The following is an 18,057-nucleotide window of genomic DNA, read 5'->3' on the forward strand; positions in this document are numbered from 1 at the left end:
CCGCCTCCCGGGACGAACGAAATGCCCGGGTAACCTGATTATTCGTGACTCATATCCTCGCCCCACTCCCAGTCGATCCCCGCAATCCCGCAGCTATTTTGGATGAGCTCGAAAAGGCCATCGCTGGGCAGACCACGCTCTTGCCCCTTCCCGCAGCGGACCGCACGCGGGCGGAATTGCTGCGCAACCACATGCGCGCGGGCGAATCGATTGCTGAGGGCATTGCTTTGGTGGTGGCCACCTCGGGTTCCACGGGCACACCGAAAGGTGCGCAGCTAAGCCCACTTAACTTGGTGGCGAGTGCGGATGCCACCCATTCTTTCCTGGGTGGGCCCGGCCAATGGCTACTGGCCATGCCCGCCCACCACATAGCGGGCATCCAGGTGCTCGTGCGTTCGTTGGTGGCGGGTGTGGAGCCACTGTGCCTCGACCTGTCCCAAGGCTTTAACATCGCCGAGTTCGCCCGCGCAGCAGAAGAACTCGCCCACACCGAGGACCGCATGTACACCGCGCTCACGCCGATGCAGCTACACAAGGCCCTCGATTCGCTGGACGGCATCCAAGCGCTGCGCCGTTTCAACTCCATCCTGGTGGGTGGAGCAGCGCCGCATCCCCAGCTGTTGGACTCTGCGCGCAAGCTCGACATCACCGTGGTAACCACCTATGGCTCCTCGGAGACTGCGGGAGGGTGCGTCTACAACGGCACTCCCCTGCCCGGCACTGAGGTGCGCATCGGGGAGGATAACCGCATTTTCCTGGGCGGGCCGACCATTGCGCAGGGCTACCGCAATGTGGAATCACGCGACTTCGTCGATGGCTGGTTCGCCACTTCCGACGCCGGGGAGCTCGACGCCCACGGTCAACTCACCGTCACTGGGCGTCTGGACAACATCATCAACTCGGGGGGCCTGAAGTTGCACCCAGAACAGCTGGAACAGCTCTTGTTGCAGGTACCGGGCGTCGAGAGTGCATGCGTGGTGGGCATCCCCGATCCACGCCTTGGCCAGATGATCGCCGCAGCTTACACTGGCTGGGCCTCGCGTACCGACATCCTCGAAGCGTTCGATGACCTGCCTCGGTGGCAGATTCCGCGCGAGATTATCCGCATTGCTGAGATGCCGCTGACCGGTCCCGGCAAGGTGGACCGTCGTGGTGTCGCAGGGCTCTTTAAGAACTGATTAGGCTTCGTTAGCGCGCACCGTCACGTCGGCGGCCGCGACTTCCGCAAGGGAGAACTCCTTGTCCCCTGCGTGCAGGTTAAGCAGGCCCGCAACGCGGGAATCGACTACGACCTCGACGCCTAGGCCGACGCCGTGGCTGTCGAGGTAGCGCAACAGTTCGGTGTCCCCGTCACATACCCGCTCGATGGTGACAGGGGTGTGAAGGGGGACGTCGTCAAGCGTGAGCGTGCCAAGGTCCTCGATGCTGCCCTGCGCGTCGGGGATGGGATCGCCGTGGGGATCGCGCTGAGGATGGCCCAGGTGCTGATCGAGGCGAACGATGAAGCGATCGGAGCATGCATGCTCGAGGAGATCGGCGTCCTCGTGAACCTCGTCCCAGGTGTAGCCCAGCTCTTTGACCAGGAAGGTCTCGAGGAGACGATGGCGGCGGACCATGCCCATGGACAGTGCCTGGCCCTCGGGGGTCAGTGAAACTCCAGCGTAGCGCTCGTGTTCCACCAGCCCTTGGGCAACGAGACGCTTTACGGCTTCCGACGCCGTGGGCACCTTTTGGTTCAATCGCCCCGCCAGCTCCTTGAGCGCGATGGGCGCGCCGCTGGAGTGTTCGGAGAGGTCCCACAGGACTTTGAGGTAGTCCTGGGTACGTTCAGGGAGATCGCTTAAGTGCATGACATTCATCATAGTAAAGGCCTTGCCCCGCGAGCGATTCACATGATAACTTTTAAGAAAGTTCAACGCATTGAACTTTTGTCACGGGTGTGGCCCACAGCCGTCCTTTCTTGGGTATGTACGACGCGCTTCCGCCATACCCGTGGCTTTTATATGTCCGCCGTGTGCGTCCCTTGTGCACAGCATGTCCGCGGTGGCGTGGCACAATAACTAACATGTCACTTTCTGCCTATCCCGCAACTGCCAAAGACTGGTTCCAAGGCGCTCGCCCGCACACATGGGCAAATGCTTTCGCCCCAGTCATCGCTGGTACGGGCGCCGCCGCGGCTGCCGACGGCGCGCACTGGGGCCGTGCCTTTCTCGCACTCATTGTGGCGTGGGCGCTCATCATCGGTGTCAATTACGCCAACGATTACTCGGATGGCATTCGCGGCACCGACGACGACCGCACCGGCCCGCAGCGCCTTACCGGCGGTGGGCTGGCGAAGCCGCAGCACGTGAAGTACGCAGCCTTTGCTTCGTTCGCAGTTGCTGCCGTGGCTGGCATTGCGTTGTCTTTGGTAGCGAACGCCGCGTGGTTCATCTTGGTAGGCGCGCTTTGCATTGCCGGCGCATGGTTTTATACCGGTGGCAAGAATCCGTACGGTTACCGTGGCCTCGGTGAGGTCGCTATCTTCATCTTCTTCGGATTGGTGGCGGTACTGGGTACCCAATTCACACAGGCAGGCCACATCACGCTGACGGGTCTTGCGCTCGCAGTGGGTATTGGTGGAATGAGCTCTGCGGTCAACTTAGCCAACAACATTCGCGACATCCCCTCCGACACTGAGGCCGGCAAGATTACCTTGGCCGTGCGCTTGGGCGATAAAAAGTCACGCAACCTGTTCATGTGGCTGCTGCTCATCCCGGTCCTGCTGACCATTGTCATCGCATTCGATTCCTGGCTAGCGCTCGCGGCGTTGGTTTACTTCCCGTTCGCACTACAGGCGGTGCGCACCGTCAACCGCGGCGCCCGCGGCCCCCAGCTCATCCCGGTGCTCGGCATCACTGGCCGCGCAATGCTGGTATGGGCGCTGGTCAGCGCGATTGCTCTTTTTCTCGTCTAAAAATTCTTACTGTCAGCCTTCCCCGTAGGGAAAACGTACGCCGAAGGGCAAGACCTCCAAGCGAAGTTAAAAGTTGCCGATTTAAAATTTTCTGAAATTTAAATCACAAACATTACTCAGAGTGATACACTTCACTCACTTCGTTTTATCTGTCCGCACAGAAAGGTCGAAAGTTGTTTATTTTCGATGAGATTCCAAAAATCGAATCTGTTGGGGGTCTACCCCATCACGGGTAAGAGGGCGAGAGGCTGTGGCCGAGAGTAAGGTCACAATCCAACTGCCCAATGCCGTAAGTCTGGAAAAGTGTCTCCGACAGCTTGAAATTTCTGACCAAAGACTTGCAAAAATGGGCCCGAATAGACCAGGCGGCCCCTACGATTGGCAATTCGTTTTAAGCGAGTCATTCGACGACGGTAGCGCATGTGTTCACTTTGGCGTTTCTTGGTATGACTTGGAATTTTTCTTAGAAAAGAAAGACAGTTTCCGCGACAACCGGCATAACTCAATACTGCAAAATATAGGAATCGATCCTTCGAGAATGTCCGTAGACCACTGGGTGAGGACCAAATAGAGTGTTGAAAACTCCACTAGGTAATGATGGGTCGAAAGGCAAAGTCTTTAGTCTCGTCATTGCCTACTTTTTTATGTCTCTGTGCGGAGCGATGACTTCGATCGCAATCTCACTCAACTTCGCCACTCGGCCAAACGGTGAAGCACTTGTGGCCACTGTTCTAGTAACAGGGGCCTGCGCTCAGGTATTTGTGTCCCCTCTTTTGACACCATTCTTTGATCGAGCAAATCCTTTTACGGTGGCAAAGCTTGGAACAATATTTGAGTGCCTTACTCTCATTTTCTTGTGCGGCTTTCCATCAACGCTCACTCTCATCGCAGGAAATATCGTAATAGCTACGTTGAGTGGGATTACCATTCCAGCCTATTACGCAATTGCAGATTCAAGCCTAGATGCCTCGGACCAAGCCCGGGCTTTTTCCTACTTGGACACGGCTCGGCTATGTGGCAGCTTCGTAGGCCCTGTACTCGGCGGCGGATTCCTAGACATCGCCTCACTACGCACAGTATTTGCATTGGAGGCCCTAGCCGTCGGGAGCTCAATTATTGTGGTGCAGCGTTTGCAAAGACAAGATTGGCCCCTAGTTCCATCAACTTCCCCCCACACTCTCAAGGCCGAGGCCCCAAGTCCTCTGCACAGCATTGTTGAAGCTCCAAAAATACTTCTTAACAATCCACGTTCGCGTCAGGCGCTGACAAGCATCTGGGCCGCGATTATCTTCACATCGATTTTTAACGTGGCTCTCGTGTTCTTCGCCACTCAGTCCCTGAATACCAGCGGGTTTTTATATGCAATAGTCGCCCAGTGTTTTGTCGTGGGACGGATTTTAGGCGCAAGATTTTCAGCAAGACTTACGAAGGCAAACGCCCTAGCGACCTTGATCAAAAGTGGAATAGGAATGGGGATCTGCATCTCGATCCCAGGCTTTGTGCCCGCGTTATTTCTCTGTATTCCGCTTTTCGCATTGGCTGGAATGTTTAATGGACTCCAAGTGTCTGCTCTAAGAATAGTGGTCGTCAGCGCCGTCGATCCAAAGATTAAGCCCAAAGCGTTAGTAACGATGGGGACGATTAACAATTCGGCAATGCTGGTTGGATACATTGTGGGTGCACCGACGGTATCTGCCGCTGGACCGAACGCTGCATTAATCATCGCCGGCCTCGGCACAGCACTGTTTACTGCGCTTCCTTCGTTATGGAACAAGCTCACAAAGCCGTTCCTCCGAAGTAATTGAATGCCACGATGTGAAAGCTAGCGGCCTGCCAACTCCGCTTGGACCCAGGCCTTATGAGCCTTGCGCTGAGCGGAGTACTCAGCCAAGGTCTCGGTGGCTTCTACGCGCCACTTCTTAAACACGAGCATCGACAACGGCAACGCCACGAATAGGGCAAGCAGCGCTGCGAGCAGTACTGGAATGGGGAAACCTGCCAGGATGGCGATGAGCTCGATGACCACCGTGAGCAGGATGAAAAGCACCAGGCGGGCCAAGCCGTACTTCCAAAGCGCGGCGCGGGAGCGGCGGCGCAGCTCGGGATCGGGTGCCGGCGGCTCCGGATTATGTGCAGAAGAAGTATCAGTCATGGGGCTAAAGTCTACGCTTTCGATTCCGTAGGATATAACGCATGGGTCGTTTGATTTTGCTTGTCTTAGTTGTTCTTGCCGCCGTACTGGTCTGGAAGGCTTTTGGCCCTTCCAGCTGGAAGAAGCCGCAAACAACGCAGCAGCGCCCAGCCATCAAGGGCCCAGACGACGATGAAGAGTTCCTGTGGAACCTCGAGAAGGAGCGCTTCAAGGAGCGCCGCGCCCGCGAAATGCAGGCCGAGCGGGAAGCCGAGGAGCGCCGCCGTCAACAGCGCCGCGAGAGCCACCGCGACGAGCCTTCGCGCGACGAAACGGACGAGAAGTAGGGTGCATTCTCCGCCGGCACGGAATGGTTTCCCTCTAAAGGTCCCTCTCTACGGGTAGCTTTACGAGTAACGGCACCCCTGAAACGCGCTTCATGGTCCCATTGCCCCACAAAGGGACCCAAGCAATGGGACCATGAAGAAAGTGATGGAAAGCTACGCCGCTAAGCGCGCGGCTGGAAGCTCATCTCAAGGCCGAGGGCCTCCGCGACCGCGGTGACCTTCTCCCAGCGCACACCGCTGCCGCCGTGCTCGATGGTGTGCAAAGTGGAGCGAGATACGCCTGCGGCATCGGCCAGTTGCTGCTGCAGGATACCGAGCTCGCGACGGCGAGCAGCGAACTCCGCGCCGATGGCGAGCAGCTGCGGGTTATCGCCTGCTGGCTTTCCTTGCTTATTTCTTGGCTTATGCGTATCAGGCACTAGTTCAACCCCGCGTAAGAGTGCAGACCGGAAACAACCATGTTGATGAAGAACAGGTTGAAGACCATCAAGGAGGTCGCGGCAATGTTGATCCACGGCGAGAACTTACGCCAGGACGGCGTCGCACGCGCGTGGAGGTAAGCCGCATAAAGAATCCAGGTAGCGAAGGAGACGGTTTCCTTCGGGTCCCAGCCCCAGAAGCGGCCCCATGCGGATTCCGCCCAGATGGCGCCGAGGACGATACCCAGGCCCAAGGTCGGCAGTGCGATGATGCCGAGGCGGTAAGCAAGCTGATCCAGCTTCTTCGCCGAAGGCAGCGGTTTTGCCACAACTCCAGCGAAACTACGCTCAGCGCCCTTCGGCTGCCAGACACGCAACATAGTCAGCAAAGACGCGATACCGGAAACCACGCTGATGGAAGCACCGAGGGAAACCACAGTGACGTGGATTGGCAGCCAGTGCGACTGCAGCGCCGGGACAACCGGAGCGGATTCCGCATACAGCTTGGTGGAACCGTAGAACATCAGCGCCAGAATCGGAGTGAGGATCCACGGCCACATCGTGCGCCATTCCTTGCGCTGCATCGCGATGTTGGACACGATGAGCACGCCAGCGGTCACCATCAGCACGTACTCATACAGGTTGCCAAACGGGAAGCGGTGTGTGGCTAGGCCACGCAGCACGATTGCCACGACGTGGAGCACAATGCCCAGCCACAGCAGCATCTGCGTCATGCAGCCGAGCTTGTCAGCCTTTTCCTCGAGGACGCTGGGGTCTTTGACTGGAGTGGTGTCGGCGACGGCGGCGTCGGCAAGCGCAGCGTCATCCTCGCCTGGTGCGTAGGGGCTGCCGCCTGCCACTACCTTCTGCTTGGACTGCGCGCGATCTGCTGCAGCTGCGCGGCGGGCATCGATGACCGACTGCATGCGGCCGTAGTACGCGAGCGAGAGAAACAGCGCGATGGCGTAGATAACGAAGGCCGTTTGGACGGCGATGTCGGAAAAATTCGACAGATTCTGATCGATAAGCATTGAAAACCTTGCGCTTTGCTCCAAATAGTACCTGCATACGATACTCCCGCATGCAGGCGACATCAAACTTTAGTCGGATGGATTAATCATCCACCCAGATCTCATCCTCTTCTACTTCGTCCGGGTCAGGCAGTTCCAAAAGCTCGCGATAGAGCGCGTAGAACTCCTCGGACCAACCGGCGCGGTCGGTGCGGGCAAGACCCGCCATCTGGATGTCGGTTCCTCCATCCGCGGCCGGGCTAATGCGCACCCACACGCGGCGGCGCTTGATAACTAGCGAACCGACCAAGGAGACGAGCATCAAAAGGGCCGAGACCAAGACCCACTTCTGGAACGGGTCATAAGAAATCTGGTAATTCGCATACTGGGAGGCACCGTTGAAGGTGACCTTCGTGCCATCGTCCAGCGTCACGGATTCGTTCTGCGAGAGATTCACGCGGTCAATCTTCTGCAGCTGACCCGAGTGCACCAGGGAGGAATCCAGATCGAAGATGGACTGCGCAGTGCCGGTATCGAGGCCGGCATCGCCGCGGTAGATATCGATTGCCAAGGCAGGATCCGTAAGCCCTGGGTACGCGGAGGTCAGCAGCTGACCGTTCTCCCCGGACCACTGTGCGGTCGGCGCGAAAAGGCCCTGGATGGCGAGCTGATTCTGGCGACGCTCAAAGAGATCCGGGTACATGCCAGCCGGCGGGTCGAAGCGCATGACGCCAGAGGAAAGGAAGCGAACCATGTCATCGGGGCGGAACTGGATGGTCTGGGTACGCTTCTCGCCGTTTGGCCACTCCACCGTCACGGTCGGCGCGTAGCCGTGGCCCTGCAAGTAGACGCGGTTATGGGAAAGGCGCAGCGGGTGGTTGACGCTGAGCGCGTAATCCTGCCAGGTGGAAGGGTCGGAGTAAATGTCATCGCCTTCCGCATAAGAAACGTTCGATCTAAACATCTCCGCCTGGCCGTTATCCAGGTAATCCGCGGTGAAGTCGTGGGCTACGAAGCAGAACGGGTGCAGGCCCGTGCCGTCGAAAAGCGAGCCAGCGCGGAAGGAGTCATAGTTCGAGGTCGAGGTATTGCAGAACTCGGTGGACTGATCCAGTTTGGTCTCCCCGTCCTGGGAACCGGACTCGGTGACCACGATGACTTGGCCCTCGTAGTTAGACAGGCGGCCGGCGGCAACGGTGACCAAGATGGCCACCAAGGCAATATGGAAAATCAGGTTGCACAGCTCGCGGGCATAGCCGCGCTCAGCGGAGAAAGACTGCTGCCCCTGGCGGTCTTCTTCCGGGCCTGATTCAGCAACGCGCCACTTCTTCAGCAGCTTGGTTACTCGAGCTTTGATTTCCTCCGGCGAATGCTCCGAATGACCTTCGGCGTGAAGCGGCATCTTTTCCAGGTACTTCGGAGCACGGGTAGGCGGGGTCTTCCAGGCTTTGTAGTGCTCCCAAGAACGCGGGATGATGCAGCCCACGAGGGAGACCATCAGCAGCATGAAGATGGCCTGGAACCAGATGGAAGAAAAGACGTCGAAAAGCTGCAGTTTGTCGTAGATTTCTGCGACCTTGCCGTGCGAGCTGATGAAGTCCTTGACGTTAGCCTCGTTGAGATCGCGCTGCGGCAGCAGCGAGCCCGGGATGGCCGCCAGGGCGAGCAAGAACAGCAACGCCAGTGCGGTGCGCATGCTGGTCAGCCAATGCCATGCCTTGCGCAGATAGCGAACGATAAGTTTCATATGCCTTCTTATCCTCCTAAATTAGGGTCGCGCCGTATTCAAACGTCCACTGGCGGATGAAGCTGATGAAGTTGCCCCACAAGCCGGTAGCCAGTGCGAGGCCCACCAGAATCATGGCGATACCACCGATGATCTGGATGGTGCGAGAGTGTTGCCGCATCCAAGAGATAGTGCGCATGGCACGGGCTGAGCCCAGCGCAACGAGCAGGAAAGGCAGCCCCAGCCCCAAGCAATAGCCGATGATAAGGAACGTTCCGCGCACTGCGGTCATGCCTTCAGTGCCAACGGAGACAGAGATAATCGCCGCGAGCGTCGGGCCTAGGCACGGCGTCCAACCAAGCGCAAAGACGCCGCCAAGCAGCGGCGCACCCAACCACGTGGTCCAGCGTCGCGGCGCCATGCGGGTATCTTTCTGCAGCACCGGCACCACGCCCATGAACACAACGCCCATGAGGATGGTGATGATGCCGCCTATCCGCATGAGCACATCAGCGTTGAGCGTCAGCGCGGAAATCGCACCGAAAACAGAGACCGTCGCCAGTACGAATACCACGGTAAAGCCCAGCACAAACAGCGCCGCGGCAAGTACTACGGCCCATTGCTTGCGCTTGCCGACGCCGATGCCATACTCCGCGTCATAACTAACCTCACCGCCAACCACACTGGCCAGGTAGGAGATATAGCCGGGAACGAGCGGGACCACGCACGGACTGGCAAAGCTGACCAAACCAGCGGCCATGGCGAGGAGAAAACCTAGGGCGAAAGGACCGCTAGTGATGACCGATTCGACGTTGAGCGCCGTATCCGTAAAATCCATGAAACCTCGCGCAATTCTAAATAAGTTGTCTAGCAGTGGAAACTACTCTTTTTCCAGCGAATCTACGACTTCGAGAACATCCTTATCGGTGATCTCGCGCAGGAATACGGCGGCTGGTCGATGCTGCTTATCGAGCACGATAGTGGTTGGTACGACAGAGGTCGGTACGCCGCCAAGAGCCGCAGCCGTCTTGAAAGGCGGATCGTAGATGGACGGATACTCCAGCCCGTTATCTTCCAAAAAGTCACGGGAAATTTCCGGGTTGAAGTCGCGGACATTAATTCCCAGAACTGTACCGGTACCGCGTTTGGTCAGCTCGGCATGGATGTTTTGTAAGTCATCCGATTCGGAGCGACAAGGAGCACACCATTGTCCCCAAGAGTTCAGTACGACGATCTGGTCAGAGAAATCATCCAGAGAAATGGTCTGGCCGTCGTGGCGCAGATTCTCTCCTGTGAAGGACTTCAACGGTTTGCGCTCTTCGGGCGCATATTTGATTACTTTTTCTCCGCCTGGAGCAAAGAATTCAAAGGTGCCGCCACTCGCCACTGCATTTTGTGCTTTATCTGCGTCTTGACTGCACGCAGTGGTAGCCGAAGCGACAACCATCAACGAGGCGACTACAGGCAAAAGTTTGTGTTTCACGGGCTCTGCCTTAAATATCCTGCGCCGGGGAGGAGTAGAAGATGTCGATGAGCTGGTCATCTTGGAAGACGAGCGAGGTCACCGAGGCAAGGTCGCACTCGCGGTCCCATGGTGCGTGGGCAAGGCGCTTGCCTAGTGCGGTGCGCTGGACCATGACGATGGGCAGCTGGTGGGAGACGATGATGGCCTCGTGGCCTTCTGCCTTATCGCGTGCGCGCTCGACTGCATTGACCATGCGGGCAGCGATCTCCTCAAAAGGCTCGCCCCAGGAAGGCTGCATCGGGTTGCGCAGCAGCGGCCAACGCTGTGGGTTCCATAGCTGGGAATTCCAGCCCTTGGTGCGCAGGCCCTCAAAACGGTTACCGGATTCGATGACGGACTTGTCGATCTCAACGTCAAGGCCGGTGACCTTGGAGATAGGCTGCGCAGTTTCCTGTGTGCGCTGCAGCGGCGAAGCCACCAGGTAGGTCACGTCGTGGCCGCGGAAGGACTCCGCAGTGCGCGCCGCCATGGAGTGGCCGCGGGAGGAAAGGTGGTAGCCCGGGATGCGTCCGTAGAGGATCTTTTCCGGGTTGTACACCTCACCGTGGCGGACCAGGTGGACGATAGTCGTCGACATAGAAGTTCCTTTCGCTCTTCTTTAAATGAGCTTTAAGCGCGCTGGGTTGCTGCGGCAGCCTTTGCTGCGGGCGCGAGCGCCTTTTCGATTACCTCAAAATCATTGTCGGTCAGCGCATCGGAGACAAACCAGGTCTCAAAAGCTGATGGCGGAACGTAGACGCCGCCTTCCAGAAGAGCGTGGAAGAACGGAGCAAAGCGCCAGGTATCAGCAGCCTTCATGTCGTCGAAGTTGCGGCCGCGTCCCTCAGCGAAGCGGATGGAGAACATCGAGGAAGCGCGCTGAATGTTGTGCGCCACGCCTTCCTTATCCAATGCTGCAGAGATAAGACCGGTTAGGCGGTCAGCGTTTGCGCCAAGGCGCGGGTACAGCTCTTCGTCGGCAAGCTCCAGGGACTTCAGACCAGAAGCCATCGCAACTGGGTTACCGGACAAAGTACCTGCCTGGTAGACCGGACCAGCCGGTGCCAGGTAAGCCATAACATCCGCGCGGCCACCGAAAGCAGCAGCTGGCAGACCACCGGAGACAACCTTGCCGAAGGTGACCAAGTCACCAGCGACGCCGTCGACGCCGAACCAGCCCTTGTGGGAGGTACGAAAACCAGTCATGACCTCATCCAAGATGAGCAGCGCGCCGTCGGCATGCGCGATTTCCTTCAACGCCGCATTGAAGCCCTCATCGGGAGCCACGGTGCCCATGTTGCCCGCGGCTGCCTCAGCAATGATGCAGGCGATCTCACCTGGGTGTGCGGCAAAAGCCTCACGGACAGCATCCAGATCGTTATAAGGCACAACGATGGTATCGGCAGCGGTTGCGCCGGTAACGCCCGGGGAATCCGGAAGGGCGAAGGTAGCAACGCCGGAGCCTGCCGACGCCAACAGCGCGTCGACGTGGCCGTGGTAGCAGCCATCAAACTTCAACACCTTTGCGCGACCGGTGAAGCCACGGGCCAGGCGCACGGCGGACATGGTTGCCTCAGTGCCGGAGTTGACCAGACGCACCTGCTCTACTGCGGTGCGCTCCACAATGCGCTCTGCCAGCAGGGTTTCTGCCTCAGTCGGCGCGCCGAAGGAAAGGCCATCGACCGCTGCCTTCTGCACAGCCTCCACGATTGCCGGGTGGGCGTTGCCGTGAATCATCGGGCCATAGGAGCTAACCAGGTCGACGTACTCGTTGCCGTCGACGTCCCACAGGCGGGAAGCCTCGCCGCGCGCGATAACGCGGGCCTGGCCGCCGACCGAACCGAAGGCACGGACCGGAGAGTTCACGCCACCTGGGGTGACCTTGGAGGCGCGCTCGAACCACTGGGTGGACTGGGAAACTGGCTGCTGACTCGTATTAGGCATAGCCAACATTGTAACTGCTTTGTCCCTATACAAAAGTTGGAGTGTCCGAAACGCGCCACCGCACCCAGAGCACTTCGCCGAATTGCATCCGCTCCATCTACTCCACGCGCTACTTACCCTGCACAGGTTTCTAATTGCCGTTAAGCTACTGTCATCGCCACGATCGCAGCGCCGGGGGAACAACAAAGCGCGCTGCACACCGACTGCTCATGCAGCTTGCAACCAACACTCGTGGCGGTGGTTTTAAAAGGGGGAAATTTTCATCATGCGCTCACGCATTTTCTTCTGCGCTATCGGCCTTAGCGCTGTATTTTGTGCATCCTGTGCAAGCAAAGAAGTCACCATGGTTCCAGCTCAAGATATGAAACCGCTGGAAACGCAAACATCAGAAAGCACCACGCCTTGGGCCCAGGGCTCCGCGCCACAACCGGCCACACGCTTAGCGCTAGATTCCGCGCAAGCGTCATCCAGCAAACACGAACCAAAGCCGAAAGAAACACCGAAGGCGCCCGCACCTGAGCAAGCTCCGCAAGAAAGCCAACTGGCCCCGCCACCAGAAGCACCGCCGCATTCACCCGATACGGTAACTATCCACGCACCTGCGCCGGCTCCGCCACCACGGCGTCCAGCACCCGCACCAGTTCCAGGCCTGCCAAAGCTGCCGGAATTTCATATGCCACCGCCACCGCCGCCACCAGCGCCGCCGCGGATTCCCACAAAGGTTCCGATTCCGCCGGAGGTACAACAGGGAATCGATCAAATCCCGAAGCCGCCACCACTTCCACGCCCGGAGGAAATCTACATCCCGCTGCCCTAGCCCACGGTTTTCAGGCCTACGATGCCGCCGATGATCATCGCCAGCCCACACGGTGTGGGCGGTACCGACGGGATACGAACCACGGCGCTCTTCCGGTGGCACACCGAAGTTGACTGCGCGCCCGCAAACAAAAATGGCACACTGGTTTCCATGAAAATCGCATTCCTTGGAACCGGCCGAATGGGCAGCGAGCTTGCCCGCCACCTGCTCAAATCTCACGAGGTTACGGTGTGGAACCGCACCGCTGAGCGCGCGCAGCCTCTCGTCGAAGAAGGCGCCAGCTTGGCAGATACCCCTGAAGAGGCGGTGAAAAACGCCGAGGTCATCATCACTTCCTTGTTTGGTCCTGATGACATTCGCGAGCGCATCATCGAGCCCGCGCTGATCCCCGCCGGCGTTACCTGGATTGACACCACCACCGTTTCCCCGGAGGCCGCACGCGAATTTGCCGCCGCGGTGGATTCCTATGTCCACGCACCAGTCGTGGGTTCCCTGGGCCCAGCCCGAAACGGCGAGTTGGGCGTCTATGTGGGCACGCCTGACGACGACCGTCGCGAGCTCGCCATGGACATCGTCGAGCCATGGGCCGGTGAGAACAAGCTGATCGGCGTCGAGTCCGCAGCTACCGCCGCCCTGGGCAAGCTGCTAGCCAACCTCGCATTGGCAGTAACCGCCGAGGGACTGCTGGAGGCACTGCAGCTTGGCGAATCCGAGGGCCTTGATTCCGAGGTCATCCTCGAAATGCTCGATATCACCGGCCTCGCGTTCATGAAGAACATGAAGGGCCCGTTCATCACGGGTGAGCGCAACACCACTCCGGGCGACTTCACTGTCGACGCCCTGTGCAAGGACGCCAAGCTCATAGAGGCTACTTCTTCTAAGCCGCTGCCAGCAGTGCACGCCGCCATCGAACGCTTTGAGGAACAGCAGTCCATGGGCCACGGCGACCAGGACTTCTCTTCTATCTTTGTATTCCGCAACAAGGGCTAGCACGAGCTAGCGGTTGCCGACGATTTCGCGCAGCACCCGCGCCAGCTGCGCGTTATCGCCTGTGTCCTGGCTATGAAAACGTGCAGCGATGAACCGCTCACGCAGTTCACTATCAACGGCTAGGCGCTCCACGTCCAAGGCAAACCCAGCATTATCCACAAGGAACGCGAAAAAGACGGTCTGCGTGCGGGTGTTTCCCTCGCGGAAGCTGTGCACAACGTTGAGTTCACCCCACACTTCCGCCAGCTTCGGGACGAACTCCTCAAGAGTCATATCGCACAACAGGTTATCGCGGGCAAGACCAGCAAAAATCTTGTTCGCGGCCTTGGTCAGCTCTGGACCCGCTGGGTAATAAGCATGACCGGCCTTCACCATGAACTGGTCAGTAGGAGCCGTACGCTCCTGCCCCGCCCATTCATAAACATCCTGGAAAAGGTGGCGATGGATGGCTTTGAAATGCTGATAATCAAAATTCCCCTCTAGGGGCTCATGCTGTAATTCCGAGATTCGCAGGAATACCAGTTTTCCTCGAGTAATCGGAGCTCCTCAGCATCAGTTGCCCCCAATAGATTCTTCAGAACCGTTGTTCCTGGAATGAAGTAATCTTTCCAACCCCCGCTCATTTTCCCCTGCTTACTTAAATGCCGTCCGGCGAACTTGGGCTATTGCGTCCTCAGCAGACACCGTGCCAGCGGCTACGCGGCGGGCCAAGTCACGAACTTTCGGGTCACTAACGTCATGGCCGGCCAAACGCATTGCTGCGTCTCCCAAGGCCAACTTGTTATCCCTCGGTTTATCAATTTCGGTGTCTATGAACTCATTAGCGGGCTGTGGAGTAACCATTCTTTTTCTCCCCCAAAATAGCTGTTTGACGCTAAATTTTAGCAGCTCAAGGTACCAAAACCAAGGTCTTGAAAGCCTGCAAGCAGCAGAATTGATAGCCTTGCCGCATGCTGAACATCGATGCCACTTACGGACATACCACAGCCCTCGGCCATCTTGCCCGCGAGTTTGCCCCGGGCCGCATGTACGGCCTCAAGGGAGCTAACGGCTCAGGCAAGTCGACGCTGCTCGCCACTCTCGGTGGCGAGCTCGCGGCTCTCGAGGGCACCGTCCGTGTTGATGGGAAGGAGGTGGGAACGAGGGCGTCGGCAAGCGCGGTGCTCACCGTGGCCGACCCAATCTTCCTACCGGACCTCACCGTGGGCGAGCACATCGATCTCATCGCCCGGACCACTGGCGTTGACTTCGCTGAAATCATCGAATTGTGGGCGCTTGAGGAGCTCCTACCTCACCCCGCCACGCGTTTGTCCGCGGGCCAGCGCCAGCGCGTTTTCCTGGCCATCCAGCTCTACCAGCCCGCGCAAGTGCTGCTTATCGACGAACCCGAGCGCCACCTCGACGCCGAGTGGACGCAATTCCTCAGCAGCGAACTGCGCCACCTGGCGAAAGAAGGTCGCTGCATCATCGTGGCGTCCCACTCGCCTACCGTCACCGATGCGTGCGATGAGTTGGTGGAGCTATGATGCCTGACACCAACTCTCGTACTGGCATGACACGGGCCCTGTCGAAGTTCGGTGACGTCGTTGGAGCGATCACCATGTTTGGATGTCTCCTAGGCGTACTTTTTGGCGTATGGCAATACGCCGCCGACTATTTGCCTTTCGTCGTAATTCGCACCGACGTTGCTCCTCTACAGACAACGGGCGGCATCCTGGGATTGCTGGCGCTGATTGCGCTTCTGGAGGCGCTGTTCCCGCTGCGTGGGATGTCAGGCCCTCGGTGGGTTTACCACCTCCGCCCACAAGGACGCCTGCGGGGCATGGATTCAATTTCAGTTCTGCAGCTGCTCGGGGCCACTGCACTCGCGTTGCTGCTTTGCGTGTCCCTCGGCGCATCTCCTCTATTCGCACTGGCAGCGCCAGCATTACGCATGGCCGTGGGCTGGCGTTCCTTCACCGTTGCGTCACTGCTCGCTGCTGGCCGTTCCCGCCAGGTGAGCAGTTCAGGTGTGAACCTGCTCGACTCTGAGGTCAGCTCCGACGCCCTAGCCAGCCAAAGCATGTGGTTGAAACCGCAGATCGGTTCGTCCGCTTCTTTAGCTGGTCTTTTCGCGCGCCGTCTAGGCAGGCGTTGGTACATCGGCGTCGGCGCACTGGCAGTTGCTGGTTTGAGCCTCGGGTTCGCACCGCACCTGGGTTCGCTGGGCATTCTTGCATTTGCCACCGCTTGGTCCATGGTGGGTGCGGCCGTAAGCCGCGCAGGTTCCTTTGGGCGAATCGTGGAAGGGCCTTGGGCAGAGTGGGGTCTTCCTATGAGCGCTGCGATAGGCACAGCGATTATAGGAACGGTCTTTGTTGCCATCGTGTGGCAGCTTTCACTTGCTGCACTTGCAGTCATCGCGGTAGGCCTGGCGTGGGCCGGCTACACCAGGTCCCGCCCTGCCCGCGTGACGCAAATGAGCATGGTCGATACGGGCGGTTTCGGTGCTTCCTTTTCCCCTGAAGTGGTGGGCTACTTAAGCCGCGGTTGGAAAGGCCTCGCAGTAGTGGCAGTGGCACTTTTCTTGTAATTCCATTTCCTCACAAACTATGGACACCACGCACGCACGCTGCTAACCTTCCTTGCCATGAAGATCCGCTCTTAATTCGAAGCTCACATCAACACCTCTGACTCGAAGGCGGATCGATCCATGCCTATTTCTTTCGCTGACCTCACCATGGTGTGGCCTGACGGTAAACCCTGTTTCGCGAATCTCAATGGGACTTTTAGCGCTCAGTTCACCGGACTCGTTGGCACCAACGGCTCGGGCAAATCAACGCTGGCCAAGGTGCTGGCCGGGATACTCGAACCAACCTCAGGTACCGTCAGTGCCCCTAGCGTCGGGTACCTCGACCAAGACTTAGGCCTGAAAGTCTCCGATACTGTTGCCGACGTATTCCACGCCCGTGAAGTATTGGAGGCCATCGAGCAAATCGAAGCGGGACACTACACCGACGAGCTCGTCGAGGTCGTGGGCGAGCGTTGGGACCTCAAGGAAAAAATCAGTGCTGCGCTCGCGGCGTCGGAATTGCCCATTTCCTTGGATCGCACAATCGGTAGCCTATCGGGCGGCGAGGCCGTTACTGTCGCGCTTACTGCGCTCTTTTTCTCCGAACCTGACGTGATCATTTTGGATGAGCCTACAAACAACCTTGATGCGCAGTCCAAGGAACTTCTCCTTAGTTTGATCGCTGACTCGCCGGCCCAGGTTTTGGTCATTTCACACGACCGCGATCTACTTAATCACGCAGATTGCATCGCCGAGCTCTACCACGGCTCATTACGCATGTTTACTGGGAACTACGCCTCCTATGAGGAGGCTATTGACCACGAACAGGACACCGCGCTTGCCGACGTCCACCAGGCCAAGGCCGCCTTACGCAAAGAAGTCCGCCAGCGGTCAGCAATGCAAACGCGGCTAGCCCGGGATGAGCGTCGCGGAAAGAAGTACGCGGCTTCCAAACGCAAGCCTCCTATCGCATTGGGCCTGGACAAGAATCGCTCTCAAAACACAGCTGCCAAGCGCTCGCACGAAGCAGCCCAATCAGTGGCAAGCGCACAGCAGGAGTACAACAAAGCTCAGCTGCGGCTACGCGACGATTCTGCCGTCCATATCGAGCTTCCGAACACTCAACTGCCTAACGCAACCCAAGTTCTCCGCAGTGAGCTACTCAGCATCGTAGGCCCTGAGCGCGTCCGACTCGCAGGTCCCAACGGTTCCGGAAAGACAACGTTCCTCAACCGCGTGGCAAACGGCGACGTCGACTACGCACTAGCCTGTGGCTACTTGCGTCAGCGCATCACGCTTCCAGAACACTTGAGTATGTGGGAATTGGTAACCGCAGCCAATCCAAACGAAGATCCGCAGTTCCTCCGCAATCAGCTAGCTAAGTTGTTGTTCCAAAACGATAGCGTTCATGCCCCGCTCGGGCAGCTTTCAGGAGGCGAGCGCTTTCGTGCCGAATGTGCGAGAGTCTTGCTTTCTTCTCCAGCACCTAAATTCCTCCTTCTAGACGAACCTACGAATAACCTCGACATCCCCACTGTTGACTGGCTGGTAGATGTGCTCTCTGCCTATCGAGGTGCATTCATCTTAGTGAGCCACGACGAAGATTTTTGTTCGCGTCTTTCGATTAACCGCACTGTAGAACTCTAATCGCTTTGTATCGCT

20 protein-coding genes are annotated in these 18,057 nt (G+C 58.3%); 8 read left to right on the forward strand and 12 right to left on the reverse strand.

The window, feature by feature from the left end; all coding sequences use genetic code 11:
• The first annotated feature begins 44 nt into the window (after positions 1 to 44).
• Complete coding sequence (gene menE / locus HMPREF2935_RS04120; protein WP_070732068.1) at positions 45 to 1,178, forward strand: o-succinylbenzoate--CoA ligase; 1,134 nt, start codon at positions 45 to 47, stop codon at positions 1,176 to 1,178.
• Here the strand turns inward: menE and HMPREF2935_RS04125 are convergent, their stop codons facing one another.
• Positions 1,179 to 1,850: a metal-dependent transcriptional regulator gene (locus tag HMPREF2935_RS04125; protein ID WP_070732156.1), complete on the reverse strand. Its 672-nt coding sequence runs from the start codon at positions 1,848 to 1,850 to the stop codon at positions 1,179 to 1,181.
• A gap of 215 nt (positions 1,851 to 2,065) precedes the next feature.
• On the opposite strand from HMPREF2935_RS04125, the gene HMPREF2935_RS04130 reads away from it, so the two are divergent.
• Both HMPREF2935_RS04130 and HMPREF2935_RS04140 read left to right on the forward strand, forming a co-directional pair.
• Complete coding sequence (locus HMPREF2935_RS04130; protein ID WP_061920411.1) at positions 2,066 to 2,956, forward strand: 1,4-dihydroxy-2-naphthoate polyprenyltransferase; 891 nt, start codon at positions 2,066 to 2,068, stop codon at positions 2,954 to 2,956.
• 575 nt (positions 2,957 to 3,531) lie between these two features.
• Positions 3,532 to 4,761 carry an MFS transporter gene (locus HMPREF2935_RS04140; RefSeq protein WP_049146071.1) on the forward strand — a complete coding sequence of 410 codons (1,230 nt, stop codon included), beginning with the start codon at positions 3,532 to 3,534 and terminating at the stop codon, positions 4,759 to 4,761.
• Between the two features lie 17 nt (positions 4,762 to 4,778).
• Here the strand turns inward: HMPREF2935_RS04140 and HMPREF2935_RS04145 are convergent, their stop codons facing one another.
• Positions 4,779 to 5,108: a DUF4229 domain-containing protein gene (locus HMPREF2935_RS04145; protein ID WP_061920409.1), complete on the reverse strand. Its 330-nt coding sequence runs from the start codon at positions 5,106 to 5,108 to the stop codon at positions 4,779 to 4,781.
• Positions 5,109 to 5,149: 41 nt separating this feature from the next.
• Between HMPREF2935_RS04145 and HMPREF2935_RS04150 the strand changes: the two genes are divergently transcribed.
• Positions 5,150 to 5,434 (forward strand): hypothetical protein, encoded by a 285-nt coding sequence (locus tag HMPREF2935_RS04150; RefSeq protein WP_070432528.1) that lies wholly within the window; start codon positions 5,150 to 5,152, stop codon positions 5,432 to 5,434.
• A gap of 161 nt (positions 5,435 to 5,595) precedes the next feature.
• Here the strand turns inward: HMPREF2935_RS04150 and HMPREF2935_RS04155 are convergent, their stop codons facing one another.
• The 8 genes from HMPREF2935_RS04155 to HMPREF2935_RS13510 all read right to left on the reverse strand — a co-directional run bounded on the left by HMPREF2935_RS04155 (position 5,596) and on the right by HMPREF2935_RS13510 (position 12,756).
• A complete protein-coding gene (locus tag HMPREF2935_RS04155) occupies positions 5,596 to 5,853 on the reverse strand; it encodes a helix-turn-helix domain-containing protein (protein WP_061920405.1) in 258 nt (85 codons plus the stop codon).
• Positions 5,853 to 6,884: a c-type cytochrome biogenesis protein CcsB gene (gene ccsB / locus HMPREF2935_RS04160; protein WP_070732070.1), complete on the reverse strand. Its 1,032-nt coding sequence runs from the start codon at positions 6,882 to 6,884 to the stop codon at positions 5,853 to 5,855. Before ccsB ends, HMPREF2935_RS04155 begins: the two co-directional genes overlap by 1 nt.
• A gap of 82 nt (positions 6,885 to 6,966) precedes the next feature.
• On the reverse strand, positions 6,967 to 8,610 hold the full coding sequence (locus tag HMPREF2935_RS04165; RefSeq protein ID WP_070432526.1) for a cytochrome c biogenesis protein ResB: 1,644 nt from the start codon (positions 8,608 to 8,610) through the stop codon (positions 6,967 to 6,969).
• A gap of 16 nt (positions 8,611 to 8,626) precedes the next feature.
• Positions 8,627 to 9,427 (reverse strand): cytochrome c biogenesis CcdA family protein, encoded by an 801-nt coding sequence (locus tag HMPREF2935_RS04170; protein ID WP_061920398.1) that lies wholly within the window; start codon positions 9,425 to 9,427, stop codon positions 8,627 to 8,629.
• A 42-nt stretch (positions 9,428 to 9,469) separates the two neighbouring features.
• Positions 9,470 to 10,036: a TlpA disulfide reductase family protein gene (locus tag HMPREF2935_RS04175; RefSeq protein ID WP_061920798.1), complete on the reverse strand. Its 567-nt coding sequence runs from the start codon at positions 10,034 to 10,036 to the stop codon at positions 9,470 to 9,472.
• A gap of 46 nt (positions 10,037 to 10,082) precedes the next feature.
• Complete coding sequence (locus tag HMPREF2935_RS04180; RefSeq protein WP_061920396.1) at positions 10,083 to 10,691, reverse strand: histidine phosphatase family protein; 609 nt, start codon at positions 10,689 to 10,691, stop codon at positions 10,083 to 10,085.
• Between the two features lie 32 nt (positions 10,692 to 10,723).
• Positions 10,724 to 12,046 (reverse strand): glutamate-1-semialdehyde 2,1-aminomutase, encoded by a 1,323-nt coding sequence (gene hemL, locus HMPREF2935_RS04185; protein WP_061920394.1) that lies wholly within the window; start codon positions 12,044 to 12,046, stop codon positions 10,724 to 10,726.
• Positions 12,047 to 12,624: 578 nt separating this feature from the next.
• The gene (locus HMPREF2935_RS13510; protein WP_268751111.1) at positions 12,625 to 12,756 is read right to left on the reverse strand and encodes a hypothetical protein; all 132 of its coding nucleotides are present in this window, start codon (positions 12,754 to 12,756) and stop codon (positions 12,625 to 12,627) included.
• Between the two features lie 248 nt (positions 12,757 to 13,004).
• Between HMPREF2935_RS13510 and HMPREF2935_RS04190 the strand changes: the two genes are divergently transcribed.
• Positions 13,005 to 13,844, forward strand: a complete 840-nt coding sequence (locus HMPREF2935_RS04190; RefSeq protein ID WP_070497754.1) for an NAD(P)-dependent oxidoreductase — start codon at positions 13,005 to 13,007, stop codon at positions 13,842 to 13,844.
• A gap of 6 nt (positions 13,845 to 13,850) precedes the next feature.
• On the opposite strand, the gene HMPREF2935_RS04195 is transcribed toward HMPREF2935_RS04190, so the two are convergent.
• Together HMPREF2935_RS04195 and HMPREF2935_RS04200 are read right to left on the reverse strand one after the other, a co-directional pair.
• Positions 13,851 to 14,381, reverse strand: coding sequence for a Fic/DOC family protein (locus HMPREF2935_RS04195; RefSeq protein ID WP_210400721.1), 531 nt, complete (start codon positions 14,379 to 14,381; stop codon positions 13,851 to 13,853).
• Positions 14,382 to 14,477: 96 nt separating this feature from the next.
• Positions 14,478 to 14,687: a hypothetical protein gene (locus tag HMPREF2935_RS04200; protein ID WP_049063782.1), complete on the reverse strand. Its 210-nt coding sequence runs from the start codon at positions 14,685 to 14,687 to the stop codon at positions 14,478 to 14,480.
• Positions 14,688 to 14,794: 107 nt separating this feature from the next.
• On the opposite strand from HMPREF2935_RS04200, the gene HMPREF2935_RS04205 reads away from it, so the two are divergent.
• The 3 genes from HMPREF2935_RS04205 (at position 14,795) to HMPREF2935_RS04215 (ending at position 18,042) form a co-directional block, all read left to right on the forward strand.
• Positions 14,795 to 15,370 carry an ABC transporter ATP-binding protein gene (locus HMPREF2935_RS04205; RefSeq protein WP_061920381.1) on the forward strand — a complete coding sequence of 192 codons (576 nt, stop codon included), beginning with the start codon at positions 14,795 to 14,797 and terminating at the stop codon, positions 15,368 to 15,370.
• Positions 15,370 to 16,416 (forward strand): ABC transporter permease, encoded by a 1,047-nt coding sequence (locus tag HMPREF2935_RS04210; protein WP_246815642.1) that lies wholly within the window; start codon positions 15,370 to 15,372, stop codon positions 16,414 to 16,416. The genes HMPREF2935_RS04205 and HMPREF2935_RS04210 overlap by 1 nt, the downstream gene beginning before the upstream one ends.
• Positions 16,417 to 16,536: 120 nt before the next feature.
• A complete protein-coding gene (locus HMPREF2935_RS04215; protein ID WP_061920378.1) occupies positions 16,537 to 18,042 on the forward strand; it encodes an ABC-F family ATP-binding cassette domain-containing protein in 1,506 nt (501 codons plus the stop codon).
• Positions 18,043 to 18,057: the final 15 nt, after the last annotated feature.

The sequence above is a fragment of the Corynebacterium sp. HMSC076D02 genome (genome assembly GCF_001813815.1).
Classification (GTDB): Bacteria; Actinomycetota; Actinomycetes; order Mycobacteriales; family Mycobacteriaceae; genus Corynebacterium; species Corynebacterium simulans.